19 protein-coding genes are annotated in these 22,345 nt (G+C 63.9%); 10 read left to right on the forward strand and 9 right to left on the reverse strand.

Translation table 11 applies throughout. The features are described 5' to 3' along the window. Positions 1 to 70 precede the first annotated feature (70 nt). The 4 genes from PSUB009319_RS06580 to htpG form a co-directional block, all read right to left on the reverse strand. Positions 71 to 580, reverse strand: coding sequence for a DUF1993 family protein (locus PSUB009319_RS06580; protein WP_124381441.1), 510 nt, complete (start codon positions 578 to 580; stop codon positions 71 to 73). Between the two features lie 280 nt (positions 581 to 860). After that, on the reverse strand, positions 861 to 1,904 hold the full coding sequence (locus tag PSUB009319_RS06585) for an MBL fold metallo-hydrolase (protein ID WP_260392901.1): 1,044 nt from the start codon (positions 1,902 to 1,904) through the stop codon (positions 861 to 863). 191 nt (positions 1,905 to 2,095) lie between these two features. Next, on the reverse strand, positions 2,096 to 2,596 hold the full coding sequence (locus PSUB009319_RS06590; RefSeq protein WP_124381442.1) for a DNA-deoxyinosine glycosylase: 501 nt from the start codon (positions 2,594 to 2,596) through the stop codon (positions 2,096 to 2,098). 8 nt (positions 2,597 to 2,604) lie between these two features. After that, on the reverse strand, positions 2,605 to 4,539 hold the full coding sequence (htpG, locus tag PSUB009319_RS06595) for a molecular chaperone HtpG (protein WP_124381443.1): 1,935 nt from the start codon (positions 4,537 to 4,539) through the stop codon (positions 2,605 to 2,607). Positions 4,540 to 4,772: 233 nt separating this feature from the next. Here htpG and PSUB009319_RS06600 point away from each other — a divergent pair, with 233 nt between their 5' ends. After that, positions 4,773 to 4,970, forward strand: a complete 198-nt coding sequence (locus PSUB009319_RS06600) for a hypothetical protein (RefSeq protein ID WP_185453426.1) — start codon at positions 4,773 to 4,775, stop codon at positions 4,968 to 4,970. 6 nt (positions 4,971 to 4,976) lie between these two features. Here PSUB009319_RS06600 and PSUB009319_RS06605 read toward each other — a convergent pair whose 3' ends face one another. After that, positions 4,977 to 6,524 (reverse strand): PLP-dependent aminotransferase family protein, encoded by a 1,548-nt coding sequence (locus tag PSUB009319_RS06605; RefSeq protein WP_185453427.1) that lies wholly within the window; start codon positions 6,522 to 6,524, stop codon positions 4,977 to 4,979. A 57-nt stretch (positions 6,525 to 6,581) separates the two neighbouring features. On the opposite strand from PSUB009319_RS06605, the gene PSUB009319_RS06610 reads away from it, so the two are divergent. The 7 genes from PSUB009319_RS06610 (at position 6,582) to PSUB009319_RS06640 (ending at position 12,973) form a co-directional block, all read left to right on the forward strand. Then, positions 6,582 to 7,301, forward strand: a complete 720-nt coding sequence (locus PSUB009319_RS06610) for an alanyl-tRNA editing protein (protein ID WP_124381446.1) — start codon at positions 6,582 to 6,584, stop codon at positions 7,299 to 7,301. A gap of 9 nt (positions 7,302 to 7,310) precedes the next feature. Further along, entirely contained in the window at positions 7,311 to 8,249 is a 939-nt protein-coding gene (locus tag PSUB009319_RS06615) for a DMT family transporter (RefSeq protein ID WP_124381447.1), read from the forward strand. A 44-nt stretch (positions 8,250 to 8,293) separates the two neighbouring features. Continuing rightward, entirely contained in the window at positions 8,294 to 8,764 is a 471-nt protein-coding gene (locus PSUB009319_RS06620; protein ID WP_124381448.1) for a RidA family protein, read from the forward strand. Between the two features lie 130 nt (positions 8,765 to 8,894). Next, complete coding sequence (locus PSUB009319_RS06625; protein WP_124381449.1) at positions 8,895 to 10,085, forward strand: PLP-dependent aminotransferase family protein; 1,191 nt, start codon at positions 8,895 to 8,897, stop codon at positions 10,083 to 10,085. Positions 10,086 to 10,122: 37 nt separating this feature from the next. Then, entirely contained in the window at positions 10,123 to 10,764 is a 642-nt protein-coding gene (locus tag PSUB009319_RS06630; RefSeq protein WP_124381450.1) for a glutathione S-transferase family protein, read from the forward strand. 90 nt (positions 10,765 to 10,854) lie between these two features. Next, positions 10,855 to 12,141 carry an MASE1 domain-containing protein gene (locus PSUB009319_RS06635; protein ID WP_124381451.1) on the forward strand — a complete coding sequence of 429 codons (1,287 nt, stop codon included), beginning with the start codon at positions 10,855 to 10,857 and terminating at the stop codon, positions 12,139 to 12,141. Between the two features lie 7 nt (positions 12,142 to 12,148). Further along, positions 12,149 to 12,973: a carboxylesterase gene (locus PSUB009319_RS06640; protein ID WP_124381452.1), complete on the forward strand. Its 825-nt coding sequence runs from the start codon at positions 12,149 to 12,151 to the stop codon at positions 12,971 to 12,973. A 136-nt stretch (positions 12,974 to 13,109) separates the two neighbouring features. Here the strand turns inward: PSUB009319_RS06640 and PSUB009319_RS06645 are convergent, their stop codons facing one another. Beyond that, on the reverse strand, positions 13,110 to 15,401 hold the full coding sequence (locus PSUB009319_RS06645) for a patatin-like phospholipase family protein (RefSeq protein WP_260392907.1): 2,292 nt from the start codon (positions 15,399 to 15,401) through the stop codon (positions 13,110 to 13,112). A gap of 331 nt (positions 15,402 to 15,732) precedes the next feature. On the opposite strand from PSUB009319_RS06645, the gene PSUB009319_RS06650 reads away from it, so the two are divergent. Both PSUB009319_RS06650 and PSUB009319_RS06655 read left to right on the forward strand, forming a co-directional pair. After that, complete coding sequence (locus PSUB009319_RS06650; RefSeq protein WP_124381454.1) at positions 15,733 to 17,409, forward strand: L-lactate permease; 1,677 nt, start codon at positions 15,733 to 15,735, stop codon at positions 17,407 to 17,409. Between the two features lie 249 nt (positions 17,410 to 17,658). Further along, complete coding sequence (locus tag PSUB009319_RS06655; protein ID WP_124381455.1) at positions 17,659 to 19,491, forward strand: ABC transporter ATP-binding protein; 1,833 nt, start codon at positions 17,659 to 17,661, stop codon at positions 19,489 to 19,491. Between the two features lie 23 nt (positions 19,492 to 19,514). On the opposite strand, the gene PSUB009319_RS06660 is transcribed toward PSUB009319_RS06655, so the two are convergent. From PSUB009319_RS06660 to PSUB009319_RS06670, 3 genes are all read right to left on the reverse strand, one after another. Beyond that, complete coding sequence (locus PSUB009319_RS06660) at positions 19,515 to 20,897, reverse strand: amino acid permease (protein ID WP_124381456.1); 1,383 nt, start codon at positions 20,895 to 20,897, stop codon at positions 19,515 to 19,517. 336 nt (positions 20,898 to 21,233) lie between these two features. After that, entirely contained in the window at positions 21,234 to 21,779 is a 546-nt protein-coding gene (locus PSUB009319_RS06665) for a chromate transporter (RefSeq protein ID WP_124381457.1), read from the reverse strand. Then, the gene (locus tag PSUB009319_RS06670) at positions 21,761 to 22,342 is read right to left on the reverse strand and encodes a chromate transporter (RefSeq protein ID WP_124381458.1); all 582 of its coding nucleotides are present in this window, start codon (positions 22,340 to 22,342) and stop codon (positions 21,761 to 21,763) included. The genes PSUB009319_RS06665 and PSUB009319_RS06670 overlap by 19 nt, the downstream gene beginning before the upstream one ends. Positions 22,343 to 22,345: the final 3 nt, after the last annotated feature.

The following is a 22,345-nucleotide window of genomic DNA, read 5'->3' on the forward strand; positions in this document are numbered from 1 at the left end:
CGCGCCCATGAAAAACGCCGGCGCCTGTCGTCAGGCAGCCGGCGTTGTCCTTGCAGCGACGCTGCTTGTTTCAGGGGCGACCGAGAAAATCGAGCTTGCCGATCTCCACGCCGTTATGGCGCAGCAGCGCGTAGGCGGTGGTGATATGGAAATACAGGTTCGGCAGCACAAAGCCGCGCAGGTAATCGATACCAGTGAACTGCAGTTCGCGCGTGGGCGTCTTGAGCGTGATCTGGCGATCTTCGCTGCCGGCAAAGGCCGCCGGGTCGATGCTGTTGACGAACGCCAGCGTCTTGACAATGCGCGCCTTCAGTTCGGGAATCGTCGTCTCCACGTCGGGGAACGACGGCACCTCGTTGCCCGACAGACGCGCCGCGCCGCCCTTGGCCTGATCGCAGGCGATCTGCACCTGCCGCACAAACGGGTGCATGTCCGGCGCCAGACGCGCGCTCATCAGATTGGCCGGGTCGAACTTCCTGGCTTCGGCGTGGGCGGCCGCCGTGTCGAGCAACGCAGACAGGTTGCCCAGCATGCGGTTTGCGGTCGGCACCAGAAACTCGTACATCAAAGACGTGGTCATCGGGAAGGGGCTCCTTGGGGTCAATCGATGGTGACCGGCAACCAGGCTCGCAGGTTCCACCATGCATCGCGCGTTTGCGCGTACGGCACAGTGTAAGCGGGCTGCTAGAAGGCAGTTTGGCGATCGCGTGACGGTCGCCGGTTTTGCCAAGTCCGTCTCTGAACAGCGTCAGGCCGATGCACGAGCAATGCTTGCAGGCGCTCGGCGTACTCCATGCCCGGCAGATGCCGGGCCGGGACTGCCGCGTTGCAAAGGTTGATTGAATTGAGCGGACATGGGGTCAAAACTCCATCAGGTCCTTGGCAACGACCACTTGTCCGGAGAAAAATTTCTTAACCTCGAGCACATAGCGCTGGTAATCGTCATGCTCGTTGACCGTCGGCAGCAGATGAGTTAGCACCACCCTCTTGACGTGAGCGCGTGCCGCCATTTTCCCGACCTCATCCGGTGTCAGATGCTCCTCAACTTCATGCCGCATGAACGCTGTCCGTTGCTCCGGTGTCATGCCTTGCCACGTACCGTTCTTGATCAACACCTGCTTCACGTCTTCGCCGGAACCCACCTCCGACACGAGCGTATCGGCATTCCTTGCTAGCTCCGTCACCTCGTCGCTGGGGCCGGTGTCGCCAGTGAAGACAATGACACGGTCGGGTGTCTGGAAACGATAGGAATAGGACTTGTACTTGCCGTAGTACGGGCTGCCCTCCGGGATATGGAAGTGCGTGTTCTCAACAGCAGTAACCTTGATGTTCTGATCTTGGTAGATCAGTCCTGGCGCCACATCATGGCCGACAAAGACATCGCCAAGCGGTGTGCGCCTGCCTTCGGCCCAGCGGATTTCCGCATTCACCGTGAAATACTGAATGGCGCCTTTTACCAGCGCGGCGGTCCCAGGCGGACCGTAAACGGCAATGGGGTCGTGGCGCTGAAAATCCCACGCAACAGACATGAGTGCGCCCAACCCCGCAGTGTGGTCGTCGTGGCCGTGCGTGATGAACACCAGCCCGATCTGCCGAAAATTGGCCCCTGCCTGCGTCAACCGGCGGAGCACGCCATCGCCAGCGTCTACGAGGTAATACGTCCCGTTGACGATCAACAGATTTGATGACTGCGCCCGATCCTTGGCGGGAATCGGGCCGCCGCGCGTACCGAGCGTGATGAGGTGCGTGCCGGTTTGCGTCTCCGTTGCCTCACCGTGCGCCTGACTCAGAGCGAGGATGCCCAAGGCAACGATGCTCGCAAAGAACAGCCGGTAAATTCGCATCGCCATCTCCGTAAAACGCCATTCGTCTGCGTCGCATCGCCCAGGGAAAATGCGAAGCATCTAGCATGCCATCAGCTGGAGCGGGCCGCGTGACAGGCGTCAATCCTTGGCATGGCACAGCGCCACGCAGTGAAACCGTAAAAAACGTTTCAGTCTCGCAACAGACCTGTTGAAGGAAAGGCGATTGGCGTTGGGCGGGATAGCGTTGAAGACGTGGTACTGACGGATCGAATGAATTGTCTCCGCAGTCATCAGGCGAGCCGGTCCAGCCAGATTCGCAACTCCCGCCAGGCCTGCAACTTCTCCAAGTAGGACACGGTATGCGCCGGACTACTGGAAGGCAGCCTGACGATGCGATGTTCGCCGTGTTCACCGAGTGCCTTCAGGCCGATGCGCGCAGCGGTGCCGCCGTTAAAAGCGATCACCGCCAGTTCGGGCAACGATGCGATCAAGCCAGCCAGATCATTGCCGGCATGGTCGCGGATCGCGCTATCGGAGCTACCCTCGCGCTTCGCCTCCGCCACCACGTCCCACAGGCCGATGCGGTGCGCGAGCAGCGTCTGCAAACGCATGGCGTAGTCCATGCCCCGCAGGTCCTGCCCAATGACATCGCCCGTCAGATCCCAGAACTGGTTGTGCTTGTAGGCGTAGTACTGCGATTGCGCAAGCGATGCTTCGCCGGGCAGGCTGCCCAGAATCAGTACGCGCGTGTGCGCGTCGGCCACGGGCGGAAAGCATCGCTTGAGCGTCACGTTGCCCGTCAGGCCAGCAGGCGATTCACACGTTGCACGTAAGCTGCCGGGTCTGTCAGCGAGCCCCCCTCGGCCAGCAGTGCTTGATCGAACAGCACATGCAGGCGATCTTCAAACGCAGCGCGGTCCGCCTCATTGCCCGTGACGGTCTCCAGCAGCGCCAGCTTGCGCACCAGCGGATGCGTCGGGTTCAGCTCCAGCACCGGCTTGCTGTCAGGCGCCTGCTGACCGGCCTGCTTGAGCAGACGTGCCAGCGTGCCGCTGATGTCGCCGTCATCCGCCACCAGGCACGACGGCGAATCGGTCAGACGGTGCGTGATGCGCACGTCCTTGGCCTTGTCGTTCAGCACAGCCTTGGCGCGCTCCACCAGCGCCTTGAACTCGCCTTCCACCTTGGCGTGCTCGGCCTTCTCGGCTTCGTCTTCCATCGCGCCGAGGTCGAGATCCCCGCGTGCCACCGACACCAGTTCCTTCTCTTCAAAGTCGTGCAGGAACGAGAGCATCCATTCGTCCACGCGGTCGGTCAACAGCAGCACTTCCACGCCCTTTTTGCGGAAGATCTCCAGGTGCGGGCTCGACTTGGCAGCCGTCCAGTTCTCGGCGGTCACGTAGTAGATCTTGTCCTGACCTTCCTTCATGCGGCCGATGTAGTCGGCCAGCGAGACGGTCTGGGCGCTGTCTTCGTTATGCGTGGAGGCAAAGCGCAGCAGCTTGGCAATGCGGTCCTTGTTGGCGTGGTCTTCGCCAATGCCTTCCTTGAGCACCTGGCCGAAGTGCTGCCAGAACGTGGCGTACTTTTCCTTCTCGGCCGCATCATCGGACTCGGCCATCGATTCGAGCATGCCCAGCACACGCTTGGTCGAGCCCTCACGGATCGCCTTCACGTCGCGGCTTTCCTGCAGGATTTCACGCGACACGTTCAGCGGCAGGTCGGCCGAATCAATCACGCCCTTCACGAAGCGCTGGTAGCCCGGCAGCAGTTGCTCGGCGTCGTCCATGATGAAGACGCGCTTGACGTACAGCTTCAGGCCGCTGCGGCGCTCGCGGTCCCACAGATCGAACGGCGCGTTGGTCGGGATGTACAGCAGTTGCGTGTATTCGCTGCGGCCTTCCACGCGGTTGTGTGTCCAGGCGAGCGGCTTGCCGTTTTCGTGCGCGATGTGCTGGTAGAAGGCGATGTATTGCTCGTCGGTCACATCCGCACGCGGGCGGGCCCAAAGGGCGCTGCCCTGGTTGATGGTTTCCCATTCGTCCTGGGCGACCATCGTTTTTTTCTCTTCGTCCCACGCTTCCTTGCGCATCTGGATCGGCAGGGAGATGTGGTCCGAATACTTCTGCACGATCGACTTGACGCGCCAGGCGGAGAGGAAATCGTCCTCGCCCTCGCGCAAGTGCAGCGTGATGGTGGTGCCGCGCTCGGCGCGCTCGATGGTGTCGACCGTGAATTCGCCGTCGCCCGCGCTTTCCCAGCGCACGCCTTCATTGGCGGCCACGCCGGCGCGGCGCGATTCCACCGTCACGCGGTCGGCCACGATGAAGGCCGAGTAGAAGCCCACGCCAAACTGGCCGATGAGTGCCGCGTCTTTCTGCTGGTCGCCCGAGAGCTGGCTGAAGAACTCGCGCGTGCCCGAGCGGGCGATGGTGCCGAGGTTGCGGATGGCCTCGTCGCGGCTCATGCCGATGCCGTTGTCGGCAACGGTGATGGTGCGTGCGGCCGTATCAACGCCGATGCGGATGCCCAATTCACCACTGCCCGCATTGCCACCCTCGAGCAAAGCCGGATTGGCGATGCCCTCGAAGCGCAGTTTGTCCACCGCATCCGACGCATTGGAAACCAGCTCACGCAGGAAGATTTCCTTGTTGCTGTACAGGGAGTGGATCATCAGATGCAGAAGCTGTTTCACTTCTGCCTGGAAAGCCATCTTCTCGTGCGGTGCGCTCATGGTGTGCGTAAAAGTCTGAAAAGTGGAAAGAGAAGCGGGCTACACCTTGCGCGTGCGCCCGCATGAATTTGTGAAGCTAGATAGGGCGTTGAGCCGTTATTTCAAGCGCCACACATGCACAAAAATCACACTCGGCGATTGTGAGGCATGGCGGCGCACGGCCGGAATCGACACGTTCAATCCGTTGGCGTGGCTCCACGCTCGATTGCAGCTTTGAACTGAATGGTCAACCGATGAGCACATTCAAGGTCGGTGCGGCCACCTTTCCGGCGCTCTCCGGCTACGGTACCGATATCAACCCGGTAGCGTGGCGCATCGTTGCCTCATTGATTCTCGGCTACACGTGGTTGCTGGTTTCCCTCTCCCTAACCTGTTTGGTCGCGCTCTTGGCGCTTCTTGCGTGGCATTGGCTAAAGCAAGGGCGTACATAAGCAACTTCACCCCTTTTCAAGCTGCTCAGCCAAGAACCGGATCATGTCCGGATCGGCGCTGGTCGCAATGTTGAAGCGCATCCACGTAGACGGCATCTGCGACGGCGAAAACAGGCTGCCCGGCGCAAACACATAGCCCTGCTCGTGCCCGGCGCGGGCGATGGCGGTGGTGTCCTGCCCGGTATCGGCCCAGAGGAACATGCCCGCGCCCTGCTGCGCAAACAGTTTCAGGCCCATGCGCTCCAAGCCACGCTGCACGCCGTCCCGGGCGCGGTCCAGGCGGCCGCGTATGCGTTCGACGTGCTTGCGATAGTGCCCTTCCGTGAGGATCTTGTAGAGCACGCGCTCGTTGATCTCCGGCGTGACCAAACCGGTCAGCAACTTGCCGTCGATCAGGTTCTTGGCCAACTCCGGATGGCAGGCGATAAAGCCCACGCGCAGGTTCGCCGCGAGCGTCTTGGAAAAGCTGCTCAGGTAGATCACACGGCGCAACTGGTCCAAGCTCGCCAGCCGTGTGCCGGGATGTCCTGGCGGCGCGAGATCGCCGTAGATATCGTCTTCCACGATCAGGAAGCCGTACTGCTCAGCCAGCCGCAGCAACTGAAACGCCTTGGCCGCCGAGAGCGATGTCCCCGTCGGGTTGTGCAGGATCGAGTTGATAATCAGCAGCTTTGGGCGGCGTACCTGCACCAGCCCTTCCAGGGCGGCCAGATCCGGGCCCTCGGTGGTGTACGGCACGCCGATCACCTGGGCACCCTGCGCGGCAAAGCGGCCGAACATCAGAAACCATGCCGGATCGCCCACCAGCACTGTGTCGCCGGGCTGCACGTACTGACGCGCAATCAGGTCCAGCGACGAAGTAATGCCGGAGGTCATGACGATCTGGTCCGGCCGCGCGCCAATCTCCAGCTCCGCCAGCCGCGTCTGCAACTGCTGGCGCAACGGCAGGAAGCCCTGCGGCGACCCCCACGCGAGAAACTGGTTGCCGTTCTGGCGGCCCAGCGTACGCAGCGCGTTCGCGATCAGCTCGCCGTCGAGCCAGCCGTTGGGCAAAAAGCCGATGCCCGGCGCCTTGCGCGGCTCGGCAGAATGGAACATGTTCCGCAACAGCCAGGTCACGTCGATCTTGCGTGCCGTGGCTGGCGGCGCAGCGGGCTCTTCGGGCAACGGCGTGTGGCGCTCCTTTACGTAAAAGCCCGAGCCGCGGCGCGATTCCAGATACCCCTGCGCCACCAGCCGCTCGTACGCCTCCACCACGGTGAAGCGCGAAATGCTTTTCTCCTGTGCCAGTTGCCGGATCGACGGCATGCGCATGCCGGCGCGAAACACACGCTCGTCAATGCGCATGCGCGCCCACTCCGTGAGCTGATCCACCAGCGTCATCTGCGCTGACGGAATCGGATCCGGCAATTGCTCCGCCGCCGGGCGCGCTGCCGCGCGGCGGGCATCCAGGCTGATGATATGAGAGGTGGAATTCATGACGGGATACGCTGGAGCAGGCGGAAAACTGTACAGAAAGCACCATGGCAAAGTGTACAGGTACTGTACAGACACAGTTCGGTAGCATCAAGGTCAGAATTCCGCCCCCAGAGCGCATTTTGGAGACCGCACATGCCTACGTTGAAACGCTTTGACGAAGACGCCTACCGCACCACCTGCAACGCCACCGTTGTCGCCGTACACCCGGAAGGCATTGAGCTGGACGCCACAGTGTTCTACGCCCGCAGCGGCGGTCAGGCCGGCGACACCGGCACGCTCGTCCTGGGCGATGGGCAGGCCATCACAATTGCCGACACCGTCTACAGCGCCGATCGCCAGACCGTGCTGCACGTGGCCGCCGACAACGCCAAGCTCACGCTGCTCGCGCCTGGCACGCCCGTCACCGCCACCATCGACTGGGACCGCCGCCACCGCCTGATGCGCCTGCATACGTGCCTGCATCTGCTGGGCTCGCTGATTCCGGTGCCGGTCACGGGCTGTGGCATCTCGCCAGACTCCGGCCGCATCGATTTCGACCTGCCCGAATCGACGCTCGACCGCGACACGCTCACCACGCAACTGAACGAACTCATCGGCCGCAACACGCCAGTACGCATCGACCTGATCACGCCGGAAGCGCTGGCCGCGCAGCCAGAGCTCGTGCGCACCATCGGCGCGGCGCCGCCGGCGGGTGCGTCAGCCATCCGCATCATCCATATCGAGGGCATCGACCGCCAGCCGTGCGGCGGCACCCACGTGCGCGCCACCGGTGAAATCGGCCGCGTGGTCGTCACCAAGATCGAAAAGAAGAGCCGCCAGAACCGGCGCGTGGCAGTGGCGTTTGCAGATTGAGCGGCCGCCATGAACAAGTCCGCCACCCTGCCCATGAACCACATTGATCACGCTGAACGCCGCGGCCTGCTGCTCGGCTTCATCGGCGTGACGATCTTCAGCCAGACGCTACCGTTCACGCGCATGGCCGTCGCTGAGCTGGACGCGACGTTCGTAGCGCTGGCGCGGGCGGTGCTGGCCAGTGTGCTGGCACTCGGCCTGCTGGCAGCGACGCGGGCGTTTTCCCCCGGCAAGCGCCCGCGCGGCAACCAATGGTGGCAACTCGCGGTAACCGCGATGGGCGTGGTGGTGGGCTTTCCGCTGTTTTCGTCACTGGCGATGCGCGATGTGCCAGCCGCGCACGGCGCCATCATCACCGGTCTGTTGCCGCTGGCAACCGCCGTCTTTGCCGCGTGGTTCGGGCGTGAACGGCCATCGACGGGGTTCTGGCTGTGCGCGGTGATCGGCAGTGTGCTCGTCGTCTCATTTGCGCTGCTGCAAGGTGCAGGCGCGTTGCATCGCGCCGATTGGCTATTGTTTGCGGCCATGGTGACCGGGGCCCTCGGTTATGCGACAGGCGGCAAGCTCGCACGCGAGTTGGGCGGCACGCAGACGATTGCCTGGGCGCTGGTCGTCTCGCTGCCCGTGCTGCTACCGCTGGTGGGTGCGCTGGCGTGGCTGCCGGCCACACATCAGGCCGAGGCACTGGCGCATGCTTCATCGCGCGCCTGGATGGGGCTGGCTTACGTGTCGGCCTTTTCCATGTTCATCGGCTTCCTGTTCTGGTATTCGGGCCTTGCTGCAGGCGGTGTTGCACGGGTCGGCCAGATACAATTGCTGCAACCTTTCATGACGCTGATTGGCGGCTGGTTGCTGCTGGGCGAATCGCTGGACGCGCCCACCGTGCTGTTTGCGCTGGCAGTGATTGCCGTGGTCGGCATTGGCCGGCGGACGTCGGTGCGCCGATAGCGTCGTTCCCCATCCCTGTTCACCCAACACCTCAAGGAGTCAATATGTCCGCCTCGCACGACGCTCAGGCCAAGCTCAAGCAACTGGGCATCGAATTGCCCGCCGCCGGTGCTCCAGCCGCTGCGTACGTTATGGCCGCTCAAACCGGCAACCAGGTCTTCCTGTCTGGCCACATCGCCAAGAAAGACGGCAAGCCTTGGGTCGGCAAGCTGGGCGCCGACATGACCACCGAACAAGGCAAGGCCGCTGCACGCGCCATCGCCATCGACCTCATCGCCACGTTGAACACGCACCTGGGGGGCGACCTCGCCCGCGTCAAACGCATCGTCAAGGTCATGAGCCTGGTCAATTCCACACCGGAGTTCACCGAGCAGCACCTGGTGACCAACGGCGCGTCGGAACTGTTTGCCGATGTGTTTGGCGAGGCCGGCAAGCACGCCCGCAGCGCTTTCGGCGTTGCACAGATTCCGTTCGGCGCGTGTGTTGAGATCGAACTGATTGCCGAAGTCGCCTGAGCGACGCTTTTCCGCCTGTGCCCAAGGCGGCCGCCCTATGTTAGACGGGCCGGTTGCCTGCTATTCTCTGCGCTTTGCCCACCCACGGCGCCCGCTCACGAGGTGGGCACCGCAACACAAGGACCACACCATGGACCACGCTCCCTGTACCTTCTCCCGCCGTGCTCAACAGCTCACCAGTTCGGCGATCCGGGAAATCCTCAAGATCACTGAACGTCCTGAGGTCATTTCGTTTGCCGGTGGCCTGCCCGCCCCGGTCACCTTCCCGGTCGAGGCGATTCAGGCGGCGTGCGCCCGCATGTTTGCAGACAACCCGCAGGCCGCACTGCAGTACGGCCCGACCGAGGGGCTGTCCGGACTGCGGGAATGGATTGCCCAGCGACACGACACCACGGCTTCGCGCGTGCTCATCACGACGGGGTCGCAACAGGGGCTGGACCTGCTGGGCAAGATCTTCATCGACCCGCAAAGCAAGGTGATGGTGGAAACGCCCAGCTATCTGGGAGCGCTGCAATCGTTCTCACTGTTCGAGCCGGCGTACATGTCGGTGCCCAGCGACGACAAAGGTCTGCTGCCCGAAGCGCTCACGCCCGAACTGACTGCCGGCGCGCGCTTCTTCTACACGATCCCGAACTTCCAGAACCCGACCGGCCGCCGCCTCCCGCTGGACCGCCGCCAGGCCCTGGTGACCCGCGCCAAAGAACTCGGCGTGCTGCTGGTCGAAGACGATCCGTACGGAGAGCTGAGCTATACCGGCGACCAGTTGCCCTCGCTGCGCTCGCTCAACCCGGACGGCGTGGTCTACATGGGTTCGTTCTCGAAGATCCTGGCACCGGGCATGCGCCTGGGCTACATCATTGCGCCCGAGCACATCCACTTCAAACTCGTGCAGGCCAAGCAGGCGTCGGATCTGCACACGCCCAGCTTCACGCAGCGCGTGGCATACGAGGTACTGAAGACCGGCCTGCTCGACACGCATATCCCGAGCATCCGAGACCTCTACGGCAAGCAGTGCGAAGCGATGCTGGATTCGCTGCAGCGCCACATGCCGACCGGCGTGCACTGGAACCGTCCGGAAGGCGGCATGTTCATCTGGGTGGAAGTGCCCGAAGGCATCGACACGATGGCCTTGCTGGAAAAGGCCGTTGCGCGCAATGTGGCCTTCGTGCCCGGCGCGCCGTTCTATGCCAACGCGCCGCGTCGCAATACCCTGCGCCTGGCCTTCGTGACTGTCGCGCCGGAACGCATCGAACAAGGCGTTGCCGTGCTGGGCGAGTTGATCCGCGCGGAAATCGCGGCGCTCACGCCCAAGGCCGCCTAAATTTACGTCACCACGCTTAAGAAAGGAGCCGTCGTCGATGTTGCGGATCTGGGGAAGACTCTCTTCGGTCAATGTGCAGAAAGTGGTCTGGTGCGCGCGCGAGCTGTCGCTGGACCATGAACGCATCGACGTCGGCGGTGCCTTTGGGGGCGTCGATACGGCGGAATTCAAGGCGATGAACCCGAACGGGATGATCCCCGTCATCGAAGACGGCCTGAACGATTCCGGCGATACGCGCTTCGTGCTGTGGGAATCCAACGCCATCGTGCGCTACCTGTCGGCACGCTACGGCCCTGGCAACCTCTACCCGCTCGAACTGCATGAACGTGCTGATGCCGACCGCTGGATGGATTGGCAGACCACCTCGTACAGCCCGTCGATGGTCGATGCGTTCCTGCAGCTCGTGCGTACGCCGGAAGACCAGCGCGACGCCGCCCGCATTGAACACTCACGCCAGGCGGCCGAGCGCGCCACCGCCGTTCTCGAAGCCGTGTTGGCCAAGCAGCCCTACGTGGCCGGCCAGCGCTTCACGATGGCCGACATCGTCTGCGGCTGCGCCACGCACCGCTGGCTCGGCTTGCCGATGGAGCGCCCCGCCCGCCCGAACCTTGAGCGTTGGATGACGGAGTTGCGCGACCGTCGAGCAGCGCGGGAAGTGTTGGCGCTGCCGGTGGTTTAGACCACCATCCAAACCGATTGCGGTAGCATCATCCACCGCGCACGGCACCCTGGCCGGCGCGGTTTTTTGTTTTTACCGAGGCAAATCCGGATGCCACTGAACCGACCCTCCACCACCGTCGCCACGATCCTCTGGGGTGCGCTTTACCTGGTTGCCGCCATCGTGTCACACCGGCTAAACGGGCCGGTCGACATGACGGGCTACCTCTGGCTGCCGGCGGGCGTGACGATGGCCGCGTTCATGCTGCGGCCGTACCGCGAATGGCCGGGGCTGGGCGCGGCGTTTGCCGCCGCGCAACTGGCGCTGGCGGCCATTGAACACACCAACCCTGCGCACGCGATGCTGTTTGTGCTCGACGAGGCGGGCAGCGCGGCGCTGGGCGTGGCGCTGGTGCGGCTGGCGCGCGTGCCGCTCGAGGGACTGTACTTCGTGCGGGCGATGCTGGCCGCAGGTGCGTTCAGCGCAGTGCTGGGCGCGCTGTTCGGCGCGGCATGGTTTGCGTGGTCACAAGGCGGCGCGTTCGGGCACGTGCTGCACATCTGGGCGGCGTCGGACTTTCTCGGCGTTCTGATCGTCACGCCGGTGCTGGCGGCGTGGTCGCGCTTTCGCGCGTTCCGTTCAGGCGGCACCGACCGTACGGATTTCCTGCTCGGGCTGGCCGCCTTCGTTGCGCTGGCGCTGTCGGCATACATCATCTTCGATGGCAACAGCGACGCGAAATTTGGCGACGGCATCGGCTTTGCATTGACGTACATCCCGCTGTTTTTTGCCGTGGTAGTGGCTCTGCTGTGGGGCGGCCGCGGCGGCTCGGTGGCGGTGTTGCTGCTCACGCTGGTGGCGCTTACGCAAACCGCTGAAGGCGACGGCCCCTTCGCTGTGCTGGATCACCACTACGGCCAGTCGCTGCTCGAAGCGCAGTTGTACCTGGGCGTCGCCGCACTGCTGGTGCTGGTGGTGAGCGCACTCAAGACGACGCGCGAGCAACTGCACGAGCAAAGTGCACAGTGGCAAAACCGCGTGGAACTGGCGCTGTCGGCGGCGGGGCAACTCGTCTACACCATCGACCCGGCCAGCGGCCGCATCGATTGGGGTGGCGATGTGGTTCTCGTTTTCGGGCACGACGCGGCAAGCTTGGCGTCCATCTCAACCGTGCTGCAGTTGGTGCATCCGGATGACCGCAATGCGCTGCGTGCGCGTTGGCTGGGTGACGCGCCGCAAGACGATGAGGCTGCCTCCCCTGCACGACGCCAGACGCTGCGTATCACCGCGCGCGACGGCACGCTGCACACCGTGGTCGACAACGGCGGCCCGCTGACCGACGCCCTCGGCAACACCGCGCTGGTGGCCGGCACTTGGTCGGTCGAGACGGCGCTGTGACCCCTCTATGACCATTCAAGCGCCCGGCAGCACTGCGGTGCTGCTGATTCACGGCCTGGGCGGCACGGCCTACGACCTGGGCGTGCTGCAGAAAGCGCTGCGCAATGCCGGCGCAGTGACGCACGTCCCGACCTTGCCTGGCCACGGCACGCGCCCCGAAGACCTGATTCATATGCCCGCTGAAGCTTGGCTTGAAACGCTCACGCAAACGTATGAGCAGCTCGTCGCCGAGCATGAAACCGTGCATATCGGGGGAATGTGCATGGGCGCGCTGCTGGCGCTGATACTGGCGCACCGCGTTCGACATGGCATCGACCGCCCGCAAGACAGGCTGGCGCTGCTGGCCACGCCCATCCATATCGACGGCTGGTCGACGCCCTGGTATCGGGATTTGCGGTATGCGGTGTATCGCATTCCGGGCATGGCCGCACGCATGCGTGTGGAAGAAGATGAACCGTTCGGCGTTAAGAACCCGCTGTTGCGGCGGATCATCAAGGCCAAACTCGCGCGTGGCGACAGCTTCCACTACCCCTGGGTGCCACTGGCGTGCATTCGGCAGGTGGATCGGCTGCGCCGCCGGGCCCGGGCGGCAGCGCCCGACACGCAGTGCCAAACGCTGGTGATCCATTCCCGCGAAGACGAGCTCACCAGCCTGCGCTCCGCCCAAACGCTGCAAGCCACCCTTCCCCACGCGCGCACCGTGGTGCTGGAAGACAGCTACCACATGATCTGCGTGGACAACGACCGCGATCAGGTCGCGGCCGAGGTGCTGCGCTTCTTCGGGTTCGACCCGGCAGCAGCCAAACGCAAAGGCGCAGCCATGGCCGAGTGATCAGACGGCCGGGCCCACCGTCTCGTGCTCGTACGCGGCATCCAGCCGGCGCTGGCGCTCGCCGCCCCTGAACACGCGCCGCGCTCCCGGCGCGCCTGCGCAAACCCGCTGCCGATTGTTGTCGATCGATGCCGCTTCAGAAGACGCGACCGAGCTGCAAATACGCGTTCCAAACGCCGCGCGGCGCCATCGCAAAACCGAAGTACAGCGGCCCGATTGGGCTGTTGCCGCCAACGAACACGCTGCCACTCTTCAAGTAAGGGCCCGTGCCAAAGTTGTTGCGCAACTGCCAGACGTTACCCGCCTCCGCGCTGGCCCCGAACACGGGCGCGCGCAGGCCGAGCAGATCGTTGATACGCAGGTCGTACAGATAGGTCAGCCGGCCATACAGCAGGTATTGGCCATTGAACTGATCCTGCGCATAGGCCGAGAGGTGCTGGAAGCCGCCAAGCGCGAAGCCCTCGCTGGTGCCGTTTCCGCTGCCGCCGTCGTTCTCCCGCGTCGGACTGTTCGCGCCGAATTGCCCGGCACCCTCCAAGGCGACATTGAAGGTGTGACGACCGTAGCTCGTGGCCCACAGCCCTTTGGCCTGCGCGGTGTTGTATGTCTTGTCAAGCGAACCGAAACCGGCTTCCACGCTGCTGAAGAGGTAGTAGCCACTGCGGGGGAACAACGCATCGTCCAGTTGATCCAGCGTGAGCTGGGCCCGGAACGCGGGCTGCTTGGCACGCTGCGTCAGGAAGTTGAACGGAATGGACTGCCCGCTTGCGTCATCGAGCAGCAGCCCCTGGTAATCGACGCTCAGGCTCTTGCTCACGTAGTTCACCCCAAGCCGGAGTTCGCCCTTACGCCCAAGCGGGATACCCAGGTCGACACCAGCGCGCGCCGTTTCGATCGTGATGGCATTGAATGGCTTGGTGTCCTTGCTCGGCGGCTCATCGTCGAGATAGAGGTCCGCACGGCGGCGCGAATACTCCGCATACGGTGCAATGTAGAAACCGCGCGCCTGCCATAGCGGTTGACGCAGCTCGGTGTGAATGCTCGCCCGGTTGCTGCCGAGCACGATGTCATTGCGCCACTCCAGCCCGCTCTGCGTGAGCCACGGATACCGATGGCCGAGGTTGATGTTGAGCGCGCCACGCCCATCGAAGTTGGTCGACATGCCCAGCCCGAACAGGAAGAACTGATTGCCCCACGACTTTTCGCGCGCGTCGATCTTGAGCGTGTGCACGCCGTTCTCTTCCACCAGCCGCTGCGTGACGGTTTCAAAATCGCCCGTGGTGGCCAGCGCCGACAGTTCGTGGTTGAGCGCTTCCGCGTCATACGCATCACCTTCGTGCACCGCGATCAACTGACGCACGCGCGCCGCCGGCACGCGGCCGTTGGTGGTCACATCAATGGCATCAATGCGTGCGCCCGCCATCAGCGTGCCCCGCGGTTCGTGGGCAGCGCGGTACGCGGCATACGCCTGCGGCGACAGCGACAACGCCGCGAGCCTGGCCTGGGCGCCCTGTGCTGCGCGCTCACCCTGCCGCACGCCCTGCGGGCCCTTGGCGAAATCGGTGAACGAGAGGTCCGAGAGCTGCGGCTCGATCAGCACATCCTTGCCGCGCAGGAGCGCCTTCTGCGCGCGCACGTTCTGGCCAACCAGGATGGTGATCATCTGCTGCGTTACCGCCGCCGGCGAGGCCAGATCTTCCGGCCGCTGCAAGTCCGACCCGATATTGACGGCGATGATGATGTCCGCGCCCATGTCACGCGCCAGTTGCACCGGCAGGTTGCTCACCAGGCCGCCGTCCACCAGCGTGCGTCCTTCCACCTCAATGGGCGCGAACAGCCCCGGCACGGCCATGCTGGCGCGCATGGCCAGCGGCAGCGAGCCATGATCGAGGATCACCGCGTCGCCCGTGGCCAGATCGGTCGCCATGGCCTTGAACGGAATCGGCAGGCGCGAGAACTTGATGTTGTCGGGCCACTGCGCCGTCCAGTTCTTGAGCAGCGCCAGCAAGCGGTTGCCCTGCACCAGCCCGGCCGGCAGCTTGAGGTTGCCGTCGCCATAACCGGCAGACAGGCCGATCGGATACTGGAAGTCATCCTCGCGCAACGATTGCGGCAGCTTGGCGCGGTCGTTGCGGTCAAAGGCGATGTCGCTCAGGTCAACCTGCGAGAGCTTCTGTTCCAGCGCATCGGCGCGCATGCCGCTGGCGTACAGCCCACCCACCACAGCACCCATGCTGGTCGCGGCAATCGCGTCAACGGGAATGCGCATGCGCTCCAGCATCTTGAGCACGCCGATATGCGCATAGCCGCGCGCCCCACCCCCCGACAGCACCAAACCAATGCGTGGCCGTGTCGATTCGGCATTCGCCTGCGTGGGCGCCTGTGCAGTCTGGCCATGCGCCGCGGGCGATAGCGTCGCCAATGCCATGAACAAGGTGAGCGCGGCAGTGCTCAATTGGGAGCCGCGGCGGCAAAGCAAAAAGGCCGTCAGGAAAGCCATGAATAGAGGGCAAATTTATGTGGTGGGCAGCGATGCAGGCGCAATGATTCCACAACCCGGATTTACCCGGTGCAATTGCGTGCGCCGCGCCACACCACGCACCGGCGCCGATGAATACTTTTCAGGGCGAAAGTGACAGAATATTGCCCGGCCCCGGACACGCTTGTTCCTACAATCGGCCTTTGCCCCTCAAAATTGGGGCGACAGAAGACGTTCGGTATCGAGAAGAACTGAAACGCCCAAATAGGAGGAGATCAAGATGTGGAATCAAGTCTATGACCCGCTCGGCAATGCCGTGTGGTCAACCCTGGCGGCCGGGATACCCGTTGCGGTATTGCTGTGTTCGTTGGCGTTCTTCCATATGCAGGCCCACTTGGCGGCCGGGTTGGCGCTGATTGTCGGGGTGGGCATCGCCGCGTTCGTGTTCGGCATGCCGGCCGCGATGGCAGGCAAGGCTGCGGGGCTGGGCATCGTGTCGGGCCTGTTCCCGATCGGCTGGATCGTTCTCAACATCATCTTCCTGCACCGGCTCACCACCTTGAACGGCTCATTCAAGGTCTTGCAGAGTTCAATCTCGGGCATCACGGAAGACCGCCGCCTGCAACTGCTGCTGGTGGCCTTCAGCTTTGGCGCGTTCTTTGAAGGCGCAGCGGGCTTCGGCACGCCGGTGGCCGTGACCGGCGCCATCCTGATCGGCCTGGGCTTCTCGCCGCTGGCGGCCTCGGGCCTGGCGCTGATCGCCAACACCGCGCCGGTCGCCTACGGGGCACTGGGCGCGCCGCTCATCGGGCTGGCCTCTGTCACGGGGCTGGATCTTCTGCACCTGTCGGCCATGGTCGGCCGCCAATTGCCGTTCTTCTCGGTGCTGGTGCCGTTCTGGCTGATCTGGGCGTTTGCGGGTTTCCGCGGCATGCTGCAGATCTGGCCGGCGATCCTGGTGGCGGGCGTGTCGTTTGCCGTTCCGCAGTTCCTGGTGTCGAACTTCCACGGCCCGTGGCTGGTGGACGTGATTGCGGCGCTGGTGTCCATGGGCTCGCTCACGCTGTTCCTGAAGGTGTGGAAGCCCAAGACGATCTGGACGTCGACCGCCCTGCGCAACCGCGAAGACAACTCCCGCGTTGACCCCGAAGCCGCGGCTGATGCACGCGAGGCCACCACCGCCATCGACGGCAAGATCTCGCGCGTGCAGGCGTGGCTGCCGTGGGTGATCCTGACCATCTTCGTGTTCATCTGGGGCGTGCCGCAGTTCAAGGCCATGGTCGACGGCATCTGGCAATTCAAATTCGCCATTCCGGGCCTCGACAAGATGGTCTTCAAGGGCCCGCCGGTGGTGCCCAAGCTGACGGCCGAAGGCGCGGTGTTCACCTTCAATGTGCTGTCGATGGCGGGCACCGGCATTCTGGTGTCAGCCGTGGTGGGGGGTCTGCTGATGGGGTATTCGATCCCGCGCATGCTCAAGGAGTACTGGAACACCATCAAGCTCACGCGCTATTCGCTGCTGACCATCTGCGCGATGTTCGGCATCGGCTACCTGACCCGCTACTCGGGTCTGGACGCCACGCTGGGCCTGGCCTTTGCGCACACCGGCGTGCTGTATCCGCTGTTCGGCACGATGCTGGGCTGGCTGGGTGTGGCGCTCACCGGCTCGGACACGGCATCGAACGTGCTGTTCGGCGGCCTGCAGAAGACCACGGCCGAGCAGCTTGGCCTGTCGCCGATCCTGATGTCAGCCGCCAACAGCGCAGGCGGCGTGATGGGCAAGATGATCGACGCGCAGTCGATCGTGGTGGCCTCCACAGCCACCAAGTGGTACGGCCACGAGGGCGACATCCTGCGCTACGTGTTCTTCCACTCGATCGCACTGGCCTTCCTGGTGGGGCTGATGATCACCCTGCAGGCCTACGTGGAGCCGTTCACGCGCATGGTCGTGCACTGAAGACTGCGCCCGCTGTCTACACAAGAAGCCGCTCAAACGAGCGGCTTTTTTTATATGCGGCGCCGGGTTCCCCGGATGACGACTGCCGGATGCCGGGTTCAGAGCCCCGCTCGCGGGGCTCAGGCGGCCGGCTTCTGCGCGGCAGACTCGGAAAGCCGCGTCCCAAGCGTGGCTTGCTCGGCGCGTATCATGGGTCAATCACCTGCGCGCGCCCCGCCGTGGGGCGTCGGCCCATCCCCCCGATCCGACATGCCTCTGCGCCGACTCGAACAACTCATCGACCCGTTCCGCCCCCTGCCCGACAGCCAACCTCCGGCCAACGTCTGGCACTTCTACGCCTACTTTCTGCGTGAAGTGCGGGGCGTGTTCGCATTCCTGCTGCTTGTGGGGCTGCTGGGCGCGCTGATCGAAGTGGCGCTGTTCGACTTCCTCGGCCGCATCGTCGACATGACCCAGGCAACACCCGGTGCCGTGTTCTTCGCCCGCCACCGCAACGAACTGCTGTGGATGGCCTTTGTTGCGTTGATCGCCCGGCCCATGATCTTCGGCCTGCACGACGTGCTGGTGCATCAGGTCATCAACCCGAACCTGTCAAACCTCGTCCGCTGGCAAAACCACCGCTACGTGCTCAAGCAGAGCCTGACGTTTTTCCAGAACGACTTTGCCGGCCGCATTGCCCAGCGCATCATGCAGACGGGGTTCTCACTGCGCGATTCGGCGGTGCAGGCGGTAGACGCGCTCTGGCACGTGGTGATCTATTCGATCAGCGCGCTGGTCCTGTTTGCCAAGGCCGACGGGTGGCTGATGGTGCCGCTGCTGGTGTGGATCGGCTGCTACATCGCCGCGCTCGCCTACTTCGTACCGCGCGTGAAGGCACGTTCGGTTATCGCCACGGAGTCGCGCTCTAAGCTGATGGGCCGCATTGTCGACGGCTACAGCAACATCACCACGCTCAAGCTGTTCGCCCATACGCAGCATGAAGAGACGTATGCGCGCGACGCCATGGCCGAGCAGACCGACAAGACGCGCCTGTCGGGCCGCATGATCAGCGGTATGGATTTCACCATCACAGCCATGAACGGGCTGCTGATCGTCGGCACATCAGCACTTGCGCTGTGGCTGTGGAGCGAGGGCCGGGTGAGCGCCGGCACGATTGCGCTGACCACGGGGCTGGTGATCCGCATCAACAACATGTCGGGCTGGATCATGTGGGTGGTCAACGGCATCTTTGAAAACGTCGGGCAGGTGCAGGACGGCATGCAGACCATCGCCCTGCCCCGCACGGTGACGGACCAGCCCGATGCCAAGCCGCTGCATGTTGCCCGGGGCGAAGTGCGCTTCGAGCAGGTGGGCTTTCATTACGGCAAGGGCGGCGGCGTGATCGAAGGGCTGGACCTGGTGGTACGCCCCGGTGAACGCATTGGCCTGGTCGGCCCCTCGGGCGCGGGCAAATCGACGCTCGTCAACCTGCTGCTGCGCCTGTACGACGTGGAGCGCGGCCGCATTCTGGTGGACGGCCAGGACATCGCCGCCGTCACGCAGGAAAGCCTGCGCGAGCAGATCGGCATGGTCACGCAAGACACGTCACTGCTGCACCGCTCCATCCGCGAGAACCTGCGCTACGGCAAACCCGAGAGCACCGAGGCCGAGCTGATGCAAGCCGTGCACCGCGCCCGCGCTGACGAGTTCATCCCGCAACTGTCTGATGCGCAAGGCCGGCGCGGCTTTGATGCGCTGGTGGGCGAGCGCGGTGTGAAGCTGTCGGGCGGGCAGCGTCAGCGCATTGCCATCGCGCGTGTGCTGCTCAAGGATGCGCCGATCCTGATCCTGGACGAGGCGACCTCCGCGCTTGATTCAGAAGTCGAAGCCGCCATCCAGGAAAGCCTGGAGACGCTGATGCAAGGAAAGACGGTGATTGCGATTGCGCACCGGCTGTCAACCATTGCGCGGATGGACCGGCTGGTGGTGCTCGACGGCGGCCGCATCGTGGAGAGCGGCACGCACGCCGAGCTGCTGCAGGCGGGTGGGCTGTATGCGCGCCTGTGGGCGCATCAGACGGGGGGGTTTGTCGGCGTGGCTTGACGCCTTGCGCCACCGCAACAGGTTTATGTGCCGCGCGCCTCGTTGGCAAGGGGGCCACCGGCAGTCGGCTTGACGCGCAGATACCAGGCCGCCGACATGAGCACAACCCAGCCAGCACCGACATACAACGCCACGCGGGTCTCTTCCACGTAGCCCAGCACGCCGATCACGAACAGCATGAAGGCGATGGCGAGTGCCGGGCCAACCGGCCACAGCGGCACCTTAAACCTGAGCGCGCGCACTTCGTCGGCCGACAGGCGGCGGCGCATGGCCACCTGCGACAGCAGAATCATCAGCCACACCCACACGGTCGCAAAGGTGGCGATGGACGCGATGATCAGGAAGACGTTTTCGGGAATCAGGTAATTCAGCACCACGCCGCCCAGCAATGCAGCGGCCATGGTCAGCACCGTCACCCAGGGCACGCCGTGGCGCGAGGTCGCGGCAAAGATGCGCGGCGCCTGGCCCTGTTCGGCCATGCCGTACATCATGCGGCCCGCACCAAAGATGTTGCTGTTGATGGCCGAGATGGCCGCCGAGATGACGATCAGGTTGAGGATCGCCGCGGCAGACTTGATGCCCAGCCCCGAGAAAATCTGCACGAACGGGCTGCCTTGGCCGCCGATGCCCGTCCACGGAAAAATCGCCATCAGCACGCACATCGTCAGCACGTAGAACAACAGGATGCGCGCGGGCACGGCGTTGATCGCCTTGGGGATGACCTTGTCGGGGTTCTGCGCCTCACCGCCGGTGATGCCGATAATCTCGACGCCGCCGTAGGCAAACATCACCACCGCAAGCGAGGCAACCAGGCCGCCCACGCCGTGCGGCAGGAAGCCGCCGTGCGCCCACAGGTTGCTCAGGCCGGGTGCGTGCTCGCCGTTCATCTGCACGCCCAGGAACAGGATGGCGATGCCGCCGACGATCATCGCGCCGATCGCCACGATCTTGACCAGCGCGAGCCAGAACTCCATCTCGCCGAATACCTTGACGTTGCACAGGTTCAGCGCGCAGATCAGCATAACGATGCCGAGCACCCAGATCCATTGCGGTACATCGGGAAACCAGAAGCCCATGTAGATGCCGAAGGCGGTTACGTCGGCCAGACAGACGATCACCATTTCGAGGATGTACGTCCACCCGGTTAGAAAGCCGGCGAGCGGCCCGAGGTTGTCGCGTGCGTAGCGCCCGAAGGAGCCGGAAACCGGCTGCCGCACAGCCATTTCACCCAGCGCGCGCATGACCATGTAGACGGCCGCGCCGCCGATGATGTACGCCAGGATCACGGCCGGACCGGCCAACTGGATGGCCGATGCAGATCCATAGAAAAGGCCCGTGCCAATGGCCGAACCGAGCGCGAGAAAACGGATATGCCGCGCGCGCAGGTTGCGTTGAAGGTGTTCCAATCTGTCTCCTGTTTATGTCAGCGAATATGTCAGCGCATATGTCAGCGAATGGCGCCTGGAACCGTGTGAATGGCCAGCGGATCTTCGTCCGCTCCCGCCAAGCGGTGAAATGTTGTTTGATCGATACCCCATGAAATACAGACAACATCATGTATTGGCGCATGTTGTTGTATATACAATCACAGATGTATTGGGGTATTCCCGAAGTTTTAGAGAAAGAAGGCGGTGGCCAACTTTTTCAAGCCCGTGCAAAGAAAAAGGCGGACATCGTCCGCCCTTGGCATGGATCGACTGACACCGCACGCGCATCGGCGCCGGCGTCTGCATCGAGCGCGGCTACACCCAGCCCAACCCGCCCACCAGCGCGCCCAGGCTGACCAGAATCAGCGGGTGTACGCGTGTGAAGGTGCAGGCCAGCACCGTCGCCACCGTCAGCAGGATGGTGCCGAAGCTGTTGTCCGCCCCGCGCGCGAGAATCCAGCCGGTGGAAAACAGCAGGCCAATGGTGAGCGGCGCCAGGCCGCGACGCACCAGCGCAATCCATCGCGCCTCGGGCGTGCGGTGCATGACCCGCGCGATCACAGCAGCGATCACACACGACGGCCCGCAGATGCCGACCAGCGAGGCAATCGCCCCACCCACGCCCGCGGCCTGCCAACCAAACAATTCGACAAACAGCACGTTCGGCCCCGGCGCGGCCTGCGAGATGGCGTACATAGCGCTGAGTTGCTCGCTCGTCATGTAGTGGCGCGTGTCGACCAGAAAACGGTGCATGTCAGGCAGCGTCGAGCTGGCCCCGCCAATGGCAAGGAACGACAGCACGAGGAAGTGCCAGAACAGATCGAAGACAGTGGCGAGGTAGGTCACCGCGTCGCGCTCCACTCCAGCACGAGCGCGAGCGGAATCAGCACGAGCATGACCGGCAACAGCGGCCATTGCAGCACGCCAATCGTCAGGAACACAGCCAGGCCGATGCCGATGGCACGCCAGGTGCGCGATTGCCCCTGCGCCAGCTTGACGGCGGTAGAGAGCACCAGCCCTGCGGCCACCGCCGCCATGCCCTTGAGCAGGTTCTGCACGACGGACAGCGCGCTGTAGTGGTCGTACAGCATGACGATCAGCAACAGCAGCACGGCAGGCACAAGCACCAGACCACCCATGGCTGACGCCGCGCCGCGCACGCCGTGGTATCGATAGCCCAGCATCACCGAGAGGTTGACGATGTTCGGGCCCGGCAGCACTTGGCCCAGGCTCAGGAGTTCAGCGAATTCGGTGTTGGAGAGCCAGCGGTTGCGGTCGACAATGCCGGCGCGCGCGAACGGCAGCACGCCGCCGAAGCCCGACAGCCCCATGCGCGCAAACTCGATGAAGAGTTTGCCGCAGGATGGAACGCTTGCCGCGGTGCTTGCGGCGTTGGTGTCAGGCTCGGCGCGCTGATCGCTCATCGC

Origin of the sequence: Ralstonia sp. SET104, from assembly GCF_003851545.1 — a bacterium.
Lineage (GTDB): Bacteria > Pseudomonadota > Gammaproteobacteria > Burkholderiales > Burkholderiaceae > Ralstonia.